Here is a 15,213-nt window from a genome sequence, read left to right on the forward strand (position 1 = left end):
AAGGGGATGAAAGAGACTTATGGAAAAGAATACACAGACACCGGAGGACAAGCTTCATTATTACTCCAGCGCTATTCGCCGTGACATGGGAAACCTGCTGAAATGGCTGATTCTTGCTGCCATCGTAGGCTATGTGGCAGGGGCATTCAGCACACTGTTTTCCTTTGTGTTAAAGGCAGTTACCAGTTACCGCAAGGCCAATCAGTGGATTTTTTATCTGCTGCCGCTCTCCGGCCTTTGCATTGTATTTCTTTATGACAAGCTTGGCAAGGACGACGGGGGCACCAACCAGGTGCTTTCCACGGTGCGTTCCCAGGACGATGTGCCCTGGCTTTCCGGACCGCTGATCTTTGTTTCCACTGCACTGACCCATCTGACAGGAGGTTCCGCAGGACGTGAAGGCGCAGCCATCCAGCTTGGAGGAAGCATTGCCAATCTTCTGGGACGGTGGATCCATCTGGACGAGGAGGACCGTCATGTGATCGTGATGTGCGGTATGAGCGCCGCATTCTCCGCACTTTTTGGCACGCCTATGGCTGCAGCGGTTTTCTCCATGGAAGTGGTCAGCGTGGGAGTAATGTACTATACGGCGCTGATGCCCTGTATGATCGCGTCTTTGATTGCCTCCCGTTTTGCAGCGGGCATGGGTGTTACACCGGAATCCTTCCATGTGGTGAACATTCCGGCGTTCAATCTGGAAACCGGGCTGAAAATGGGCGTGGCAGCACTGGGATGCGCGGTGATCAGCATTGTATTCTGCATTATTTTAAATGAGACAGCCAGACTATATGGGAAATTTTTCCCAAACAAATACATCCGGGTTGTGGCTGGTGCCGCTCTGGTCATTGTGATCACACTGCTTCTTGGAACAACGGATTACATGGGCGCAGGCGCGGAGCTGATCGAGAAGGCTGTTGAGACCGGAGAGACGGATTACATGGCTTTCTTCTGGAAAATGATCCTTACTGCACTTACTATGCGGGCAGGCTTCCGCGGAGGCGAAATCGTGCCGTCCTTTTGCGTAGGAGCGACCTTTGGATGTATGGCGGGACAGATTGTGGGACTCTCCCCGTCTCTTTGTGCAGCCTGCGGAATGGCGGCTGTATTCTGCGGCGTGACCAACTGCCCTATTACTTCGATTCTGATCGCATTTGAAATGTTTGGATTTAAGGGCGTTTCTTTCTATCTGATCGCAGTGTCCATCAGCTATGCTGCTTCCGGATATTACGGACTGTATAAAGATCAGACTATTGTATATTCTAAGTATAAGGCGAAATATATTAACAAGCACACTAAAATGTAAAATCCGGCACAAAGTGCCGTAAAAAGAAGGGGGTACATTTATGAACCTAGAAAAACTTTTTCACCTGAAGGAACACCGAACTGACGTGAAGACTGAGGTAATGGCTGGAATCACCACATTCATGACCATGGCCTACATTCTTGCAGTCAACCCGAACATCCTTTCCGCAGCCGGAATGGATAGAGGCGCAGTATTTACCGCAACTGCCCTGTCTTCCTTTATCGCAACCTGCCTGATGGCGCTGTTATCCAATTATCCGTTTGTCCTTGCTCCTGGAATGGGTCTGAATGCTTATTTTGCATACACCGTAGTCCTTGGCATGGGATATTCCTGGGAACAGGCTCTGGTTGCCGTATTTGCAGAAGGTATTATCTTCATTCTGCTTTCCCTTACCAACGTGCGTGAAGCGATCTTCAACTCCATTCCTATGACATTGAAGCATGCTGTTTCCGTAGGAATTGGTCTTTTCATTGCCTTCATCGGTCTGCAGAACGCAAAAATCGTTGTAAACAATGATTCCACACTGGTAAGCATGTTTTCCTTTAAGGGCTCTCTTGCAGACGGTTCCTTCAATTACATGGGAATCACTGTTCTTCTGGCTCTTCTTGGTGTTCTTATCACAGCCATTCTTCTTGTTAAGAATGTAAAGGGCGGTATCCTTTGGGGTATCCTGATTACATGGATCCTTGGAATCCTCTGCCAGCTTGTAGGACTTTATGTGCCAAATCCAGATGCTGGCTTCTTCAGCCTTCTCCCGGATTTCTCCAACGGAATTTCCGTACCAAGCATGGCACCTACTTTTATGAAGATGGATTTCGCAGGGGTGTTCTCACTGGATTTCGTTGTCATTATGTTTGCGTTCTTATTCGTAGATATGTTTGATACACTGGGAACCCTGATCGGTGTTGCTTCCAAAGCCGATATGCTGGACAAGGATGGCAAGCTTCCGAAAATCAAAGGTGCGCTTCTTTCTGACGCAGTTGGTACCACAGTTGGTGCTATGTGCGGTACTTCTACTGTTACCACATTTGTTGAGAGTGCTTCCGGTGTTGCAGAAGGCGGACGTACAGGTCTTACCTCTTTAGTATCCGCTCTTTTGTTCGCCCTTTCCCTGTTCCTTTCCCCGATCTTCCTTGCAATCCCATCATTTGCAACTGCTCCGGCTCTGATCGTGGTTGGATTTTTGATGCTTACTTCTGTTACAAAGATCGATTTTGATGACCTTACAGAAGCTCTTCCGGCATTTATCACAATCATCGCAATGCCGTTCCTGTACAGCATTTCCGAAGGTATCGCACTTGGCGTTATCTCCTATGTAATCATCAATGTATGTACCGGAAAAGCAAAAGATAAAAAGATCAGCGGTCTTATGTACGCACTGGCTGTTATCTTTATTCTGAAATACGTATTCTTATAGCATTAAGCTAAAATACCTCCTGACAGGAAATATGCTTCCTGGCAGGAGGTGTTTTTTGTTTGCACTATATAGAGGTATATCGAATACGTAGCTTTTCTTTATCTTTTTACATTGAATGCGCCCATTCCCGGGTAAACAGCTGCATCCCCAAGCTCTTCCTCAATGCGGAGAAGCTGGTTGTATTTGGCAACACGCTCTGTTCTGGATGGAGCACCAGTCTTGATCTGGCAGGTGTTAAGGGCAACTGCAAGGTCTGCGATTGTAGTATCCTCAGTCTCACCGGAACGATGGGAAGAAATTGCAGTGTATCCAGCCTTGTGAGCCATCTTAATTGCCTCAAGTGTCTCAGAAACAGAACCGATCTGATTCAGCTTGATCAGGATAGAGTTTCCGCATCCAAGAGAAATACCCTTGGAAAGTCTCTCCGTATTGGTTACAAACAGGTCATCGCCAACCAGCTGAATCTTGTCGCCAAGTTCTTTGGTAAGCTTCTTCCAGCCTTCCCAGTCTTCCTCATCCAGGGCATCCTCGATGGAAATGATCGGGTATTTGTCAACCAGCTTTTTCCAGTGGTCGATCAGCTCATCAGATGTATAAACAGTACCAGCCTTTGGAAGCTTGTACTCGCCAAGCTTGCCTGTCTTCCACTCAGAAGAAGCAGCGTCCATAGCGATCATAAAGTCTTTTCCTGGCTCATAGCCTGCATTCTTAACAGCCTCGAGAATGGTCTCAATGGCCTCTTCGTCAGATTTTAATGCCGGAGCAAATCCGCCCTCATCACCAACGGAGGTAGCAAGTCCTCTGGATTTCAGGATTGCTGCAAGTGCATGGAACACTTCTGCGCACCATCTTAAGCACTCTTTGAAGCTTGGTGCACCAACCGGCATGATCATGAACTCCTGAACGTCAAGTCCGGAGGAAAGTGCGTGGCAGCCGCCGTTTACAATGTTCATCATCGGCACTGGCATACGGTTTCCGGAAATGCCGCCAAGGAAGCGGTAAAGCGGAATGTCAAGGGAGGCTGCAGCTGCACGGCAGCAAGCGATGGAAACAGCAAGGATGGCATTTGCGCCAAAGTTGGATTTGTCCTTTGTTCCGTCTGCCTTGATCATTGCTTTGTCAATTGCATAAATGTCAGATGCGTCCATTCCTGCGATCACATCGTTAATGGAGGTGTTGATGTTCTCAACAGCTTTTGTAACGCCTTTTCCAAGGTATCTGCTCTTATCATTATCTCTAAGCTCCAGAGCCTCGAACTCTCCTGTAGATGCACCGCTTGGTGCTGCTCCTCTGCCGATGGTTCCGTCTACCAGGTAAACTTCAGCCTCTACAGTAGGGTTTCCTCTGGAATCCATAATCTCTCTTCCAATGACTTTCTCAATTTCTAAGTAATCCATGGTATGTATACTCCTTTCGTTTTTCAAAGGAACTCCTTTTTTATTATGCCAGCGGTCTTTCTGTCATAATAAAAAGGAGTCCAAATGATTTACACCGTTAGGTTAGCTATTCCTAACTCTTTGGTTAGTATACACTAATCGGAGTGAGTTGGCAAGAGATTTAAATGATAATATTTTTCATTGGCGAGGGAGGGCTTTTTCCCGGTGAAAGAAATCTGGCGCATTGCCATGGCATCTGAAATCCCGTGGTATTCCTCCGAGATTGTTAGGAAAAAGCGGAAAATCACAGACATGGGGATCACGATTTTTTCCGAAACATGCATTCGCTCCATGGCTGCCGCCGAAGCCGCCTTGGCTGATTCCAGTCCTATTAGGAAATTACTACCAGCAGCATTTTAAATCTTTCTTTTCCCATTACGGCGTGGGGATGTTTGGCGGGCATCACGATAGAATCCCCTTCGTGAAGCTCGTACTCTACGCCGTCGATGGTGATCTGGCCAACGCCGTCTAAGCAGGTTACAAATGCGTCTCCTAATATATTAGTTTTTCATAATATGCTGTAACTATACCACTGCTGCCCCCAAAATTCTGTTGCTTTGACAATATCTTTATTTTTCTTTCCATTTTTCCCATAAAATTGGGTTTTCAATAAAAACACAATTGTATTTTCATGTATACGTAGTATAATAATTACCGTTTGCAGGAAATATTGGACATGTCCATTCATACATATTCCCTTTATTTTCTGCCAAAAAACTTAACAGGAGGCTTTTGTCTTGAATACCCAAACTACATCAAAATCTCTCCCTGTTTTGCGGGGCGAGCTTGCACTCTTACTTGCAGTTACCATCAACAGCTTCGGCGTTGTGCTGATGCTTTTTTCCGGAACGGGAATCTCCGCAATCTCCAGTGTTCCCTACGCGTTTTCCTGCGTATTTCCAGCAGTCACACTTGGCACCTGGACCTACATTTTCCAGGGACTTCTGGTACTGGCGCTGATGATCCTGCGCAAAAAATTCGTCCCCCAGTACCTGTTCAGCTTCGTGGTTGGATTCGTGTTCGGCGAACTGCTGGATGTGCATGAAATGTGGATCAACATTTTGCCCGCCTCAATCGGCTGGCGTGTGGTTTATTTTGTGGTAAGCTACATATTGCTGTGCATTGGAATCGCACTTTCCAACCGCTGCCAGATGCCTATTGTACCGACGGATCTTTTCCCAAGAGAGCTGTCCCAGATCACTTCCATCACCTACCCGAAGATCAAGATCAGCTTTGACGTCATCTGTCTGGCTGTCACTGCCCTTCTTACCGGAATCGGCCTTGGACATATTAAGGGACTTGGAATTGGTACTGTTGTTGCCGCTTTCACCATGGGAAAAGGTGTTGGCATCGCAGGAGAATGGATGGACCGCCATATGGCATTTACTTCTTTTCTTTCCGCAAGACAAGAATAACATTCCTTCCGGCCTGCCCCTAAATTACTCCCGCAATTTCTTTATTGCCTGCTTAAAATAAAATACAATCTTTCTTTTTCCTGACATAAAATGTATAAATTGATATTATTTGCAAATACTACTATTGTGGAAAATCAACCGGGTCAATGTGACTGCTTTTCACACGATTTATCTCAGGGGGCAAAAAGGAGGGATTGTATGATATTACTTATCATTTTGTTTTTTGCATTACAGGTTTTGATACTTTTCTGCTGTCTGGCTGCGGGAAACGATCCGTATTCCCAGCAACTTTCCGATCAGGAACAGCTTGAGTTTCTTGCCCGCTGGAAAAAAGAGCATGGACGGGAGTAAGGTTTCAAACAGACCTGATCTCAGGTAAACAATCCGCATAAAAAGGCAGCTGTCCAAATGGGCACGCTGCCTTTTTGCGAAGAAAATTTGGATTTCTTAGCCCAACACCATAAATTAGGCTGGCTATGCTTTTCCCACAAGCCATTATATAATAATGCACACCAGCCCGCCTTTGCTGTCGTTGACGATTTTCTGCATGGTATCCTGGAGCTTTGCCTGGCTTTCCTCGCTGATGGAGGCCAGCTTGCTTCGGATACCGTCCTGCACCAGCTGTTCTATAGATTTTCCGAAAATATTGGTCTCCCAGATGCTCTCTCCTCTTGACGCGCTTTCCCCGATGTAGGCGATCAGATCCTTAGCCTGCTGCTCGGTGCCTACAATGGGGGCAATTTCTGTCTCAATGTTGGCTTTGATCATGTGGATGGACGGGCTCTTGGACTTAATCTTTACGCCGTATTTGTTGCCCTGGCGGATCACCGCAGGCTCTTCCAGCTGAATCTGGGAAAGCTCGGGAACCACAACGCCGTAGCCGCTGCCTGTCACTGCATCTAAAGCGTCGCGGACTTTTACATATTTTTCCTTCATGGCGGCAAGCTCTTTCATGGTGTGGATCAGCTCATACTCGCTTTCCATGGGGATTCCGCTCATGTCACTGAGCATTTTGTAATAGTACTTGTCATTTACCTGGATGCGGATCTGTACGGTGCCGTCGGACAGATTGACGTGATCCAGAAGGGTTTCCTGGACATAGGGGCCTTCCAGCTTTACAGATTCCCTGGTGATGTCCCGGATGTGGAGCATGCGCTTCATGCAGGCTTTGATCTGGGAAAGGATCTGGGCTTTCAACTCGTGGTCAGCAGGCAGCATTTCCACCCATTTTGGCACGAAAAACTGGATCTGGGTAACCGGAAACTCATACAGGATTTTTTCCAGGATCTGGGCTACGTCCTCTTTTCTTAGCTGTTCGCAGTTTACGGGCACTACGGGGACCAGATATTTCTGCTGAAGCTGGTTCGCCAGCTGCCTGGTTTCCTCTTTGTGGGGGAACTGGGAATTCACTACCATAAGGAAGGGCTTTCCCTGTTTTTTCAGCTCTGTCACAGTCTGCTCTTCTGCCTGGGTAAAATTTTCCCGGGGGATTTCCCCGAAGCTTCCGTCTGAGGTGATCACAAGGCCGATGGTGGAATGCTCCTGGATCACTTTTTCCGTGCCCATTTTGGCGGCTTCATGAAATGGAATGGCTTTTGTAAACCAGGGAGTTTTCACCATACGCTCTTTTCCGTCTTCGATATTTCCTGCAGCGTCTTTTACCAGAAAGCCTACGCAGTCGATCAGGCGAACCTGTACCTTCAGATCCTCCCCAAGGGTTACAGGCACTGCCTCTCTTGGGATGAATTTAGGTTCTACAGTTGTGATCATTTTGCCGGAGCCGGAAAGAGGGAGCTGGTCCCGGACCTCCTTCTGCATTTTTTCATCCATCCCAGGCAAAGCCACAAGCTCCATGAACCTGCGGATAAAGGTGGATTTCCCGGTGCGTACAGGGCCTACAACGCCTATGTATATATCACCGCCGGTCCTTGCCTGGATATCCCGGTAAATCTGAAAATTCTCCATACGAAAAAGCCCTCCTGCCTGATATTCAAAGGTTCTGCGGCGGCATAGCTGCCGCCGCTTCGCATAATCCTACACTCTTCCTCTAAATAATATGCAGTCGGGCTTTTTATTATTCTAATCAATAAAACTCATTATGCAGCAGCTTATGCTCCTTGCCCTTGAGCAGTCCCTGGTAGAGTTCCATAACCATAGGGTTCTCGTCGGACTTCTTGATCAGCATGGTATTGTCTGCGCTGTATAGGCCTCTTGCTCTTGCAGCCTTGGTCCTGTCACCTGCACGTACAGGCTGGCCGCCTCCCATAATACAGCCACGGCGGCATGCCATTACCTCGATCAGATGATAATTGGCTTCACCGTTTTTCACACGCTCCATAACCGTTCTGGCATTTGCAAGTCCGCTAGTTACACAAATGTTAATATCCATTCCCTTGTAAGGAATAGTAAATTCTTTGATTCCCTCATCGCCGCGCACGCCGCACTCTGCGATTTCGCGCATGGTCTCCTTGGTATGATCTGGGCTTAAGCGACGAAGAACCGCCTCTGTAACACCACCTGTAACACCAAAGATCACACCGCCGCCGGAACCAAATCCAAAAGGCATATCGCATGCTTCCGGCTCCAGCTGTCCGAAGTCCAGACCAAAATTGTCGATCATTCGAATCAGCTCTGTAGTCGTGATAACAATATCCGTGTCCTGCTCTCCGTCTGTAAAGCTGTTTGGACGAATTGCCTCTGCTTTCTTGGCAGTACATGGCATAACAGATACCATAACCGTTCTCTTGCCTTTGGCATTTTCAGGGTCACGGAAGTACTCCTTAATTACTGCTGACATCATTCCCTGCGGGGATCTGCAGGTAGACAGGTTCGGAATATAATCCTTGTACTGGTCAGTAATAAATTTCACCCATGCCGGACAGCAGGAAGTAAGAAGAGGAAGATTCTCACCATTCTCGACCCTTTTCAGGAACTCTGCGGATTCTTCCATAATAGTCAGATCCGCGCTAAAGCTGGTGTCATAGATTTCATCAAAGCCCATTCTGTGAAGTGCATTGACAATCTTGCCCATTACACTGCGGCCCTTGGTCAGTCCATAGTGATCTCCCACAGCAACACGTACTGCAGGAGCAATCTGTGCAACCACCCGTACATCCGGATCTGCAAGGGCATCCCATACTTCGTCCATATGTGTCTTAATGGAAATAGCACCTGTAGGACAGAATACACGGCACTGTCCGCAGTTCACACACTGTGTCTCTGCTATCTTTTTGTTGAAGGCCGGAATCACAATGGCTTCTGTTCCACGGTATGCAAAGTTCAGGGCACCGATTCCCTGTAGCTCCTCACAGGCACGTACACAGTCACCGCAAAGGATACACTTATTTGGATCGCGGATCAGAGATGGTGAACTGTCATCAATCTCATAATGCTCTCTTGTGTTCTGGAAACGGATATTATGTACCCCAAGTCTGTGAGCCAGCTCCTGGAGCACACACTCCCCGCTCTTAACGCAGGTAGTACAGTCACGGCAATGTGCTGCAAGAAGCAGCTCCACTACCAGCTTCCTGTATTTCTTAATTTTTCCTGAATTTGTATAAATAACCATGCCATCTCTTGGTTCCTCAGAACAGGAGGCAAAGGTTCTTCCACGGTCATCCTCTACCGTACACAGACGGCAGGCTCCAAAGGTGGAAACCTCTGAGTGATAACAAAGTGTGGGAATATTGATTCCTGCCTTACGAATAACGGTCAGGACATTTTTTTCATCTGTAAATTCGACTTTTCTGCCGTCAATTGTCATTGTACCCATAATCTGTCCTCCCTTTACATTTCCACATAGATTGCATCAAAATTACAGTTGTCCTTACAGCTGCCGCATTTGATACATACATCATTATTAATATGATAAGGTGATTTGATCTTGCCGGAAATTGCCCCGGCAGGACAGTTCTTGGCACATTTTCCACAGCCGATACAGAACTCCGGATTGATGTGGAACTGACGGAGCGCAGTGCAGACCTTGGCACGGCACTTCTTGTCACGGATATGCTCCTCATACTCCTCACGGAAACGCTTCATGGTACTGAGAACCGGAAGGGGTGCACTCTTGCCAAGACCGCAAAGAGCCATACTCTGAACCATGGTTGCAAGCTCTTCCAGCTCATCAAGATCGGACATTTCACCTCTGCCCTCTACGATTTTCTCCAGAATCTCCAGCATTCGCTTGGTGCCCTCACGGCACGGAACGCACTTGCCGCAGCTCTCCCGCTGGGTAAAGCTCATGAAGAAACGGGCAACCTCTACCATACAGGTATTCTCGTCCATAACAACCAGTCCGCCGGAGCCCATAATGGCATCCAGCTTCTTCACGGAATCAAAATCAAGAGGCGCATCCAGCTGATCCTCGATCAGACATCCGCCGGAAGGACCACCGATCTGTACACCCTTAAATGCAGCACCACTCTTAAGACCGCCGCCGATATCATAGATGATCTCACGGAGCGTGGTTCCCATAGGCACTTCAATAAGGCCTGTGTTCTCAATCGCTCCTGTAAGGGAGAATGTCTTGGTACCCGGGCTTCCCTCTGTTCCGATGGTACGGAACCAGTCGGCACCCTGCACAATGATCTTCGGAACATTTGCATAGGTCTCTACGTTATTCAGGACGGTCGGCTTGCCCCACAGACCCTTCTCAACTGTACGAGGCGGCTTCACACGGGGCATACCTCTGTTTCCTTCAATGGATGAGGTAAGGGCAGAGCCTTCACCGCATACAAAAGCTCCTGCGCCGCGATTGATGTGAAGGTGGAAGTTTACACCGCTGCCAAGAATATTGTCTCCAAGAAGACCGTATTTCTCAGCCTGTGAAATGGCAAGGCGAAGTCTTGCAACAGAAAGAGGATACTCTGCACGCACATATATGTATCCGTTCTCAGCACCTACTGCATAAGCGGCAATGATCATACCCTCGATCATCTTATATGGGTCGCCTTCCATAACGGAGCCGTCCATAAATGCTCCCGGGTCACCCTCGTCACCGTTACATACAACATAACGGGTCTTCTCAGCCTGTCTGGCTACCTGTGACCATTTCTTGCCAGCCGGGAAGCCGGCACCGCCACGTCCGCGAAGGCCGGATCTGGTAACCTCATCAATAACCTCCTGGGGAGTCATCTCTGTAACTGCTTTTGCAAGAGCAGCAAAGCCTCCTGCTGCAATATATTCATCAATGGATTCCGCGTCAATCTTACCGCAGTTCTCAAGAACGATCCTGGTCTGACGGTTAAGGAACGGAATATCCTCTGGCTTGGGACAGACCTCATCCCCATGGCGGTAAAACAGACGGTCTACAGGCTGTCCGAGGCGTACAGTACGCTCTACGATCTCCAGACAGTCTTCTTCCTGAACATGTACATACTGATATCCATAAGGCTCAACGCGCATAAGAGGTCCTAACTCGCAAAGTCCCTGACATCCGGTCTTAATAACGCCTACATGAGGAATATCCTTCTGCATCTCAATGCGCACACCGTCGATTCCCTCACAAAGTCTTACCATTTCATCATAGATCTTCTGTGCACCGGAAGCCATACATCCGGTACCGGAACAGACGAGAACACGGCATGTAAAGTCCTTAAGCTTCTGTTCGATCTGGGCTTTCTTATTCAGCAATTCTTCTTTACTGTTAATTCTCATCCATTCTCACCTCTCAATCTGTTAATCAGCTCTACTACCTTCTCCGGTGTCATCTTGGCATGCACTTCTTCGTTAACCATACAGGTTGGAGCAAGTCCGCAGGCTCCAAGACAGGATACGGTCTCCACAGTGAACATCATGTCGTCTGTGGTATGCTTCTTATTGCTAAGGCCCAATTCTTTCATAAATGCTTCTTTTACAGGGATGGATTTCCTTACATGGCAGGCAGTTCCGTCGCACACCTTAATAATATATTTCCCTTTAGGCTCAAAGGAAAAATTCTCATAGAAAGTAGCAACACTAAATGCCTTGGCTTCTGTGACACCGATCTTTCCGGCAACATAGGTCAGAAGCTCTGCCGGCAGATATCTGTATTCTGCCTGAATGTCCTGCATGATGGGAATTAATGAGGCAGCACACTTCTCATAATGCTCAATAATCTCATCTGTCTTTTTGTACCATGACTGATCTAACATTACTGTTAATCCTCCTTACCTGCCAGTTCTACCTCTGGCCCCTTTGTGAATGTTTCACCATAAGGTCTCCGGCATTGCGTATTTTTTAACAAACTTCACTATTTTTGTAAGAAAATTATATATTTTTTTGTTCAATTTGGCAAGCTTTTCCTAATAAGTCTTTTAATTAACAATGTTTTTTGCACAATTAACTCAGTGAAAAATATACCAAAGCGCACAAAAAGCCGGATTCTGCTGGATGTACGGAAAATACATCTGCAAAATCCGGCTTTTTATAGGTTCTCATCCGCCGATCTGCGCCATTATATGGGACTCTTCTGTCCCGTTCTTTTTTTCCTGGAAATTATGGCCTGCTGGCTTCTCATAAATGGTCTTCTGGATGGTTTCCTTCAGAAGCGCATCGGAAACGCCGCCTCTTAACAATGCTTTTAAGTCCGCTCCGTTTTCAAACTGAAGACAGCCCTTCAGATATCCGGTAGAAGTAAGGCGCACACGGTTGCACTGACTGCAGAACTTGTGGGACAAAGCACTGATAAATCCAATTCTGCCCTGGAAATTTTCAAGGGTATAATAATGGCAGGGTCCATTTCCAAGGGTTTCCTTCGTAGGCGACATAGGACCGTAAGCACGCTCCAGAAGCCCTTTTACTGTCTCCTCGTCTCTCGCTGTAAACTCTTTTCCAAGACCAATGGGCATCATCTCGATAAACCGCACATGGAGCGGATTCTCCTTTGCCAGGACCGCCACCTGCAAAAGATCCTGCTGGCTCTGAAAAGTGGGAACACAGTTTACCTTCACCTTAAGCTCCGGATAGGAAAGTGCTGCCTCAAGTCCTTCCAGCACCTTTTTCAGCTCATCCCTTCTGGTGATTTTTCGAAAAGTCTCTGCATCCAAAGTGTCTAAGCTTATATTCACTGCATCCAGTCCCGCTTCCATCAGCCCCGGCAGCTGCTCTTTCAGCAAAATGCCGTTGGTAGTCAACGTCACCTGCTGGATTCCGGGAAGAGCTTTCAGCTCTTTCACAAGGGGAACACAGATCGTGCGCACCAAAGGCTCCCCTCCTGTCAGCTTGATCCTGGAAATCCCAAGCTCACTGGCCAGGCTGCAGACTCTTAAGATTTCATCTTCACTTAGAACCTCCGCGCGGGGAATCTGACAGATTCCTTCCTCTGGCATGCAGTAAATGCACCGCAGATTACAGCGGTCTGTAAGGGAAATCCGCATGTAATCAATGATTCTTCCATACTGATCAAGCATAATCCATCTCGTCTCCCTCTGAGATCACGCCGCCGTGGATCACCCTGGCAAACACGCCCTCTCTTGGCATGATGCAGTCCCCCATGATCTTAAAAATCTCGCAGCCATTATGGCACTGCTTGCCAATCTGGGTGATTTCCAGGATCACATCGTTGCATTTCAGCCGTGTGCCAACAGGCAAAGTTCTGAAATCAAACCCCTGCACAATGAGATTTTCCCCAAAGGCGCCATCCTGCACCGGGGCTCCCTTCTCCTTGAATTCTTCTATTTTCTCATAGGAAAGAAGGCTGACCTGGCGGTGCCAGTTCCCTGCATGGGCGTCATTCTCCAGTCCATAATTCTCAATCAGCTTCACAGTGTGCACATTGACCTTCTGCGTTCCTCTTTTCTCGCTGATGTTCACAGCCATCACTTTTCCCATATCACACGACCTCCATATATCTGTTACTATCTATGATACAATATTTTTAAGAGAAAAGCAATTTTTTTGTAAATATTAAACATATTCTAATGGAAATCAGGTTACTGTTCACTTCGTGAGCAGTAACACGCTTCGCGATGCACAGAAATCATGCATTCGCATGATTTCGCGCTGCAATTCTCGGGTTTTCTGTGAACTTTGTTCACAAAAAACACCTCGCGGAATGTTACCAGTGAACAGTAACGAAATCAGCTTCTGAACTATACTATAAAAAGCTCCCCGGGTTTCCCCGGAGAGCTTTCTTTATGCAAATTATGCGTTTACCTTACGCATTGCTGCCTCCACAACATGTCCTACCAGAACAGAAGTTGTAACACTTCCAACTCCGCCAGGAACCGGTGTGATCGCATCAACGATCGGCTCTACTGCTGCGTAGTCAACGTCTCCGCAAAGCTTGCCTTCTGCATTTACGTTGATTCCTACGTCGATCACAACCTGTCCCTCTTTAACATAATCAGCGCCAACAACGCCTGCGCGGCCTGCTGCTACGATGATGATGTCAGCTTCACGAGCTACAGATGGCATATCAACGGTTCTTGTATGGCAGATGGTTACAGTTGCGTTTTTCTTAACAAGCATCATTGCTGCCGGCTTACCAACAACAAGGCTTCTTCCGATTACAACGGCTTTCTTGCCTGTGCAGTCGATTCCGTAATGATCCAGGATCTCCATACATGCCTGTGGTGTACATGGTGGGAAGCCGATCTTCTTACCTGTGAAAACACCGGACATGGAAAGGTCTGTCATACAGTCAACATCTTTTTCAGGAGCAAGTGCATTCTCGATCACTGCCTGGTCTAAGTGCTTCGGAAGCGGACGGAACAGAAGAACGCCATGGATATGGTCATCCTTGTTTACCTTGTCGATTACTGCAAGAAGCTCTTCCTGAGCTACATCCTCCGGAAGAAGAATCTTCTCGCAGGCAACTCCTAAAGTCTCGCAGCGCTTTGTTGCGCCTCTCTCATAGGAAATGTCGCTTGGATTCTCGCCTACACGAATGATGCAAAGTGTCGGGTTAACGCCTTTTTCCTGAAGTGCTGCCACATTGCCTTTGATGCGCTCATTTAATGCAGCAGTTACTTCTTTACCTAATAACTGTTTTGCCATTTTGAATGATCTCCCTTTCTGGTATCCTATTATTTCAGTCTTGCAAGAACGCTGTCAAATGTCTCATCTGCAAGCTTACAATATTTCTCAAGCATAGCATCTGCTTTAGCATTGAGCTCTTCTGCATATTCTCTGTCTGCCATGGATTTGGTGTTAATGTAAACATTCAGGCTGGCACCCTTTAATGCAGCCTTGCAGAAGGTTGCCGCTACACCGGCATCGCTGATTGCAAGCTTGGAGCCCTTTGCAGCGAATTCCTTGATCAGGTCAAGTGCTTCACAGCATTTCTCCATAATCTCCATCGGAACGGAGCAGGCATCCTTTAATACGATTGCCATAACTCTTGCTTTCTCAGCTTTCTCTTCTTCTGTCTCTTTTGGCATACCGTATGCCTTGGAAAGAGGCTCAAAAACTTCTGCATCCCGCTCAATAAGACGAAGGAAATCTTTCTGAAGCTGGTCGCATTTACCCTTCAGCTCCCACATTTCTTCTTCAACATCTGCATATTTCTTTTTGCCAACAGTAAGGCTTCCTACCATGTTGCCAAGAGCAGTTCCTACTGCACCAACCAGTGCGGATGCGCCGCCGCCGCCCGGAACCGGGGCTTTAGAAGCAAGAACTTCTACAAATTCTGTACATGTACTTGTTGAAAATCCCATTTTC

The 15,213-nt window shown here is 47.4% G+C and carries 14 protein-coding genes and 1 pseudogene; 5 read left to right on the plus strand and 10 right to left on the minus strand.

Annotation, left to right across the window (positions count from 1 at the left end; all coding sequences use genetic code 11):
* The first annotated feature begins 19 nt into the window (after positions 1-19).
* Together H8S54_RS16700 and H8S54_RS16705 are read left to right on the plus strand one after the other, a co-directional pair.
* Entirely contained in the window at positions 20-1,303 is a 1,284-nt protein-coding gene (locus H8S54_RS16700; protein ID WP_021924540.1) for a chloride channel protein, read from the plus strand.
* Positions 1,304-1,343: 40 nt separating this feature from the next.
* Entirely contained in the window at positions 1,344-2,720 is a 1,377-nt protein-coding gene (locus H8S54_RS16705) for an NCS2 family permease (protein ID WP_021924541.1), read from the plus strand.
* A 98-nt stretch (positions 2,721-2,818) separates the two neighbouring features.
* Here H8S54_RS16705 and eno read toward each other — a convergent pair whose 3' ends face one another.
* The gene (eno, locus tag H8S54_RS16710; RefSeq protein WP_021924542.1) at positions 2,819-4,117 is read right to left on the minus strand and encodes a phosphopyruvate hydratase; all 1,299 of its coding nucleotides are present in this window, start codon (positions 4,115-4,117) and stop codon (positions 2,819-2,821) included.
* Between the two features lie 204 nt (positions 4,118-4,321).
* On the opposite strand from eno, the gene H8S54_RS19595 reads away from it, so the two are divergent.
* Positions 4,322-4,516 carry a hypothetical protein gene (locus tag H8S54_RS19595; RefSeq protein WP_186901871.1) on the plus strand — a complete coding sequence of 65 codons (195 nt, stop codon included), beginning with the start codon at positions 4,322-4,324 and terminating at the stop codon, positions 4,514-4,516.
* Here H8S54_RS19595 and H8S54_RS16720 read toward each other — a convergent pair.
* Positions 4,488-4,649, minus strand: a pseudogene (locus H8S54_RS16720) (cupin domain-containing protein); the annotation flags it as partial. The gene H8S54_RS19595 and the pseudogene H8S54_RS16720 overlap by 29 nt on opposite strands.
* A 244-nt stretch (positions 4,650-4,893) precedes the next feature.
* Here H8S54_RS16720 and H8S54_RS16725 point away from each other — a divergent pair.
* On the plus strand, positions 4,894-5,571 hold the full coding sequence (locus H8S54_RS16725; RefSeq protein ID WP_186901872.1) for a DUF6198 family protein: 678 nt from the start codon (positions 4,894-4,896) through the stop codon (positions 5,569-5,571).
* Between the two features lie 198 nt (positions 5,572-5,769).
* Complete coding sequence (locus H8S54_RS16730; RefSeq protein WP_021924544.1) at positions 5,770-5,922, plus strand: hypothetical protein; 153 nt, start codon at positions 5,770-5,772, stop codon at positions 5,920-5,922.
* Between the two features lie 144 nt (positions 5,923-6,066).
* Here H8S54_RS16730 and spoIVA read toward each other — a convergent pair whose 3' ends face one another.
* From spoIVA to H8S54_RS16770, 8 genes are all read right to left on the minus strand, one after another.
* Entirely contained in the window at positions 6,067-7,536 is a 1,470-nt protein-coding gene (gene spoIVA, locus H8S54_RS16735; protein WP_117849732.1) for a stage IV sporulation protein A, read from the minus strand.
* Between the two features lie 118 nt (positions 7,537-7,654).
* Positions 7,655-9,343, minus strand: a complete 1,689-nt coding sequence (locus tag H8S54_RS16740) for a [FeFe] hydrogenase, group A (protein WP_186901873.1) — start codon at positions 9,341-9,343, stop codon at positions 7,655-7,657.
* A gap of 14 nt (positions 9,344-9,357) precedes the next feature.
* Positions 9,358-11,229, minus strand: a complete 1,872-nt coding sequence (locus tag H8S54_RS16745; RefSeq protein ID WP_186901874.1) for an NADH-quinone oxidoreductase subunit NuoF — start codon at positions 11,227-11,229, stop codon at positions 9,358-9,360.
* Positions 11,226-11,705 carry a complex I 24 kDa subunit family protein gene (locus tag H8S54_RS16750; protein WP_186901875.1) on the minus strand — a complete coding sequence of 160 codons (480 nt, stop codon included), beginning with the start codon at positions 11,703-11,705 and terminating at the stop codon, positions 11,226-11,228. The genes H8S54_RS16745 and H8S54_RS16750 overlap by 4 nt, the downstream gene beginning before the upstream one ends.
* 282 nt (positions 11,706-11,987) lie before the next feature.
* Entirely contained in the window at positions 11,988-12,962 is a 975-nt protein-coding gene (moaA, locus tag H8S54_RS16755) for a GTP 3',8-cyclase MoaA (RefSeq protein ID WP_186901876.1), read from the minus strand.
* On the minus strand, positions 12,955-13,383 hold the full coding sequence (locus tag H8S54_RS16760) for an MOSC domain-containing protein (protein WP_186901877.1): 429 nt from the start codon (positions 13,381-13,383) through the stop codon (positions 12,955-12,957). The genes moaA and H8S54_RS16760 overlap by 8 nt, the downstream gene beginning before the upstream one ends.
* A gap of 312 nt (positions 13,384-13,695) precedes the next feature.
* Positions 13,696-14,550 (minus strand): bifunctional 5,10-methylenetetrahydrofolate dehydrogenase/5,10-methenyltetrahydrofolate cyclohydrolase, encoded by an 855-nt coding sequence (locus H8S54_RS16765; protein WP_021926210.1) that lies wholly within the window; start codon positions 14,548-14,550, stop codon positions 13,696-13,698.
* A 29-nt stretch (positions 14,551-14,579) separates the two neighbouring features.
* On the minus strand, positions 14,580-15,209 hold the full coding sequence (locus H8S54_RS16770; protein ID WP_021926209.1) for a cyclodeaminase/cyclohydrolase family protein: 630 nt from the start codon (positions 15,207-15,209) through the stop codon (positions 14,580-14,582).
* Positions 15,210-15,213: the final 4 nt, after the last annotated feature.

Origin of the sequence: Blautia segnis (genome assembly GCF_014287535.1) — a bacterium.
Lineage (GTDB): Bacteria > Bacillota > Clostridia > Lachnospirales > Lachnospiraceae > Blautia_A > Blautia_A acetigignens.

Coding starts and splice junctions, on each gene's coding strand:
- spoIVA (WP_117849732.1), bottom strand. CDS start 7,536: ATGGAGAATTTTCAGATTTACCGGGATATCCAGGCAAGGACCGGCGGT.
- H8S54_RS16700 (WP_021924540.1), top strand. CDS start 20: ATGGAAAAGAATACACAGACACCGGAGGACAAGCTTCATTATTACTCC.
- H8S54_RS16730 (WP_021924544.1), top strand. CDS start 5,770: ATGATATTACTTATCATTTTGTTTTTTGCATTACAGGTTTTGATACTT.
- H8S54_RS16745 (WP_186901874.1), bottom strand. CDS start 11,229: ATGAGAATTAACAGTAAAGAAGAATTGCTGAATAAGAAAGCCCAGATC.
- moaA (WP_186901876.1), bottom strand. CDS start 12,962: ATGCTTGATCAGTATGGAAGAATCATTGATTACATGCGGATTTCCCTT.
- eno (WP_021924542.1), bottom strand. CDS start 4,117: ATGGATTACTTAGAAATTGAGAAAGTCATTGGAAGAGAGATTATGGAT.
- H8S54_RS16705 (WP_021924541.1), top strand. CDS start 1,344: ATGAACCTAGAAAAACTTTTTCACCTGAAGGAACACCGAACTGACGTG.
- H8S54_RS16765 (WP_021926210.1), bottom strand. CDS start 14,550: ATGGCAAAACAGTTATTAGGTAAAGAAGTAACTGCTGCATTAAATGAG.
- H8S54_RS16750 (WP_186901875.1), bottom strand. CDS start 11,705: ATGTTAGATCAGTCATGGTACAAAAAGACAGATGAGATTATTGAGCAT.
- H8S54_RS16760 (WP_186901877.1), bottom strand. CDS start 13,383: ATGGGAAAAGTGATGGCTGTGAACATCAGCGAGAAAAGAGGAACGCAG.
- H8S54_RS16770 (WP_021926209.1), bottom strand. CDS start 15,209: ATGGGATTTTCAACAAGTACATGTACAGAATTTGTAGAAGTTCTTGCT.
- H8S54_RS16740 (WP_186901873.1), bottom strand. CDS start 9,343: ATGGGTACAATGACAATTGACGGCAGAAAAGTCGAATTTACAGATGAA.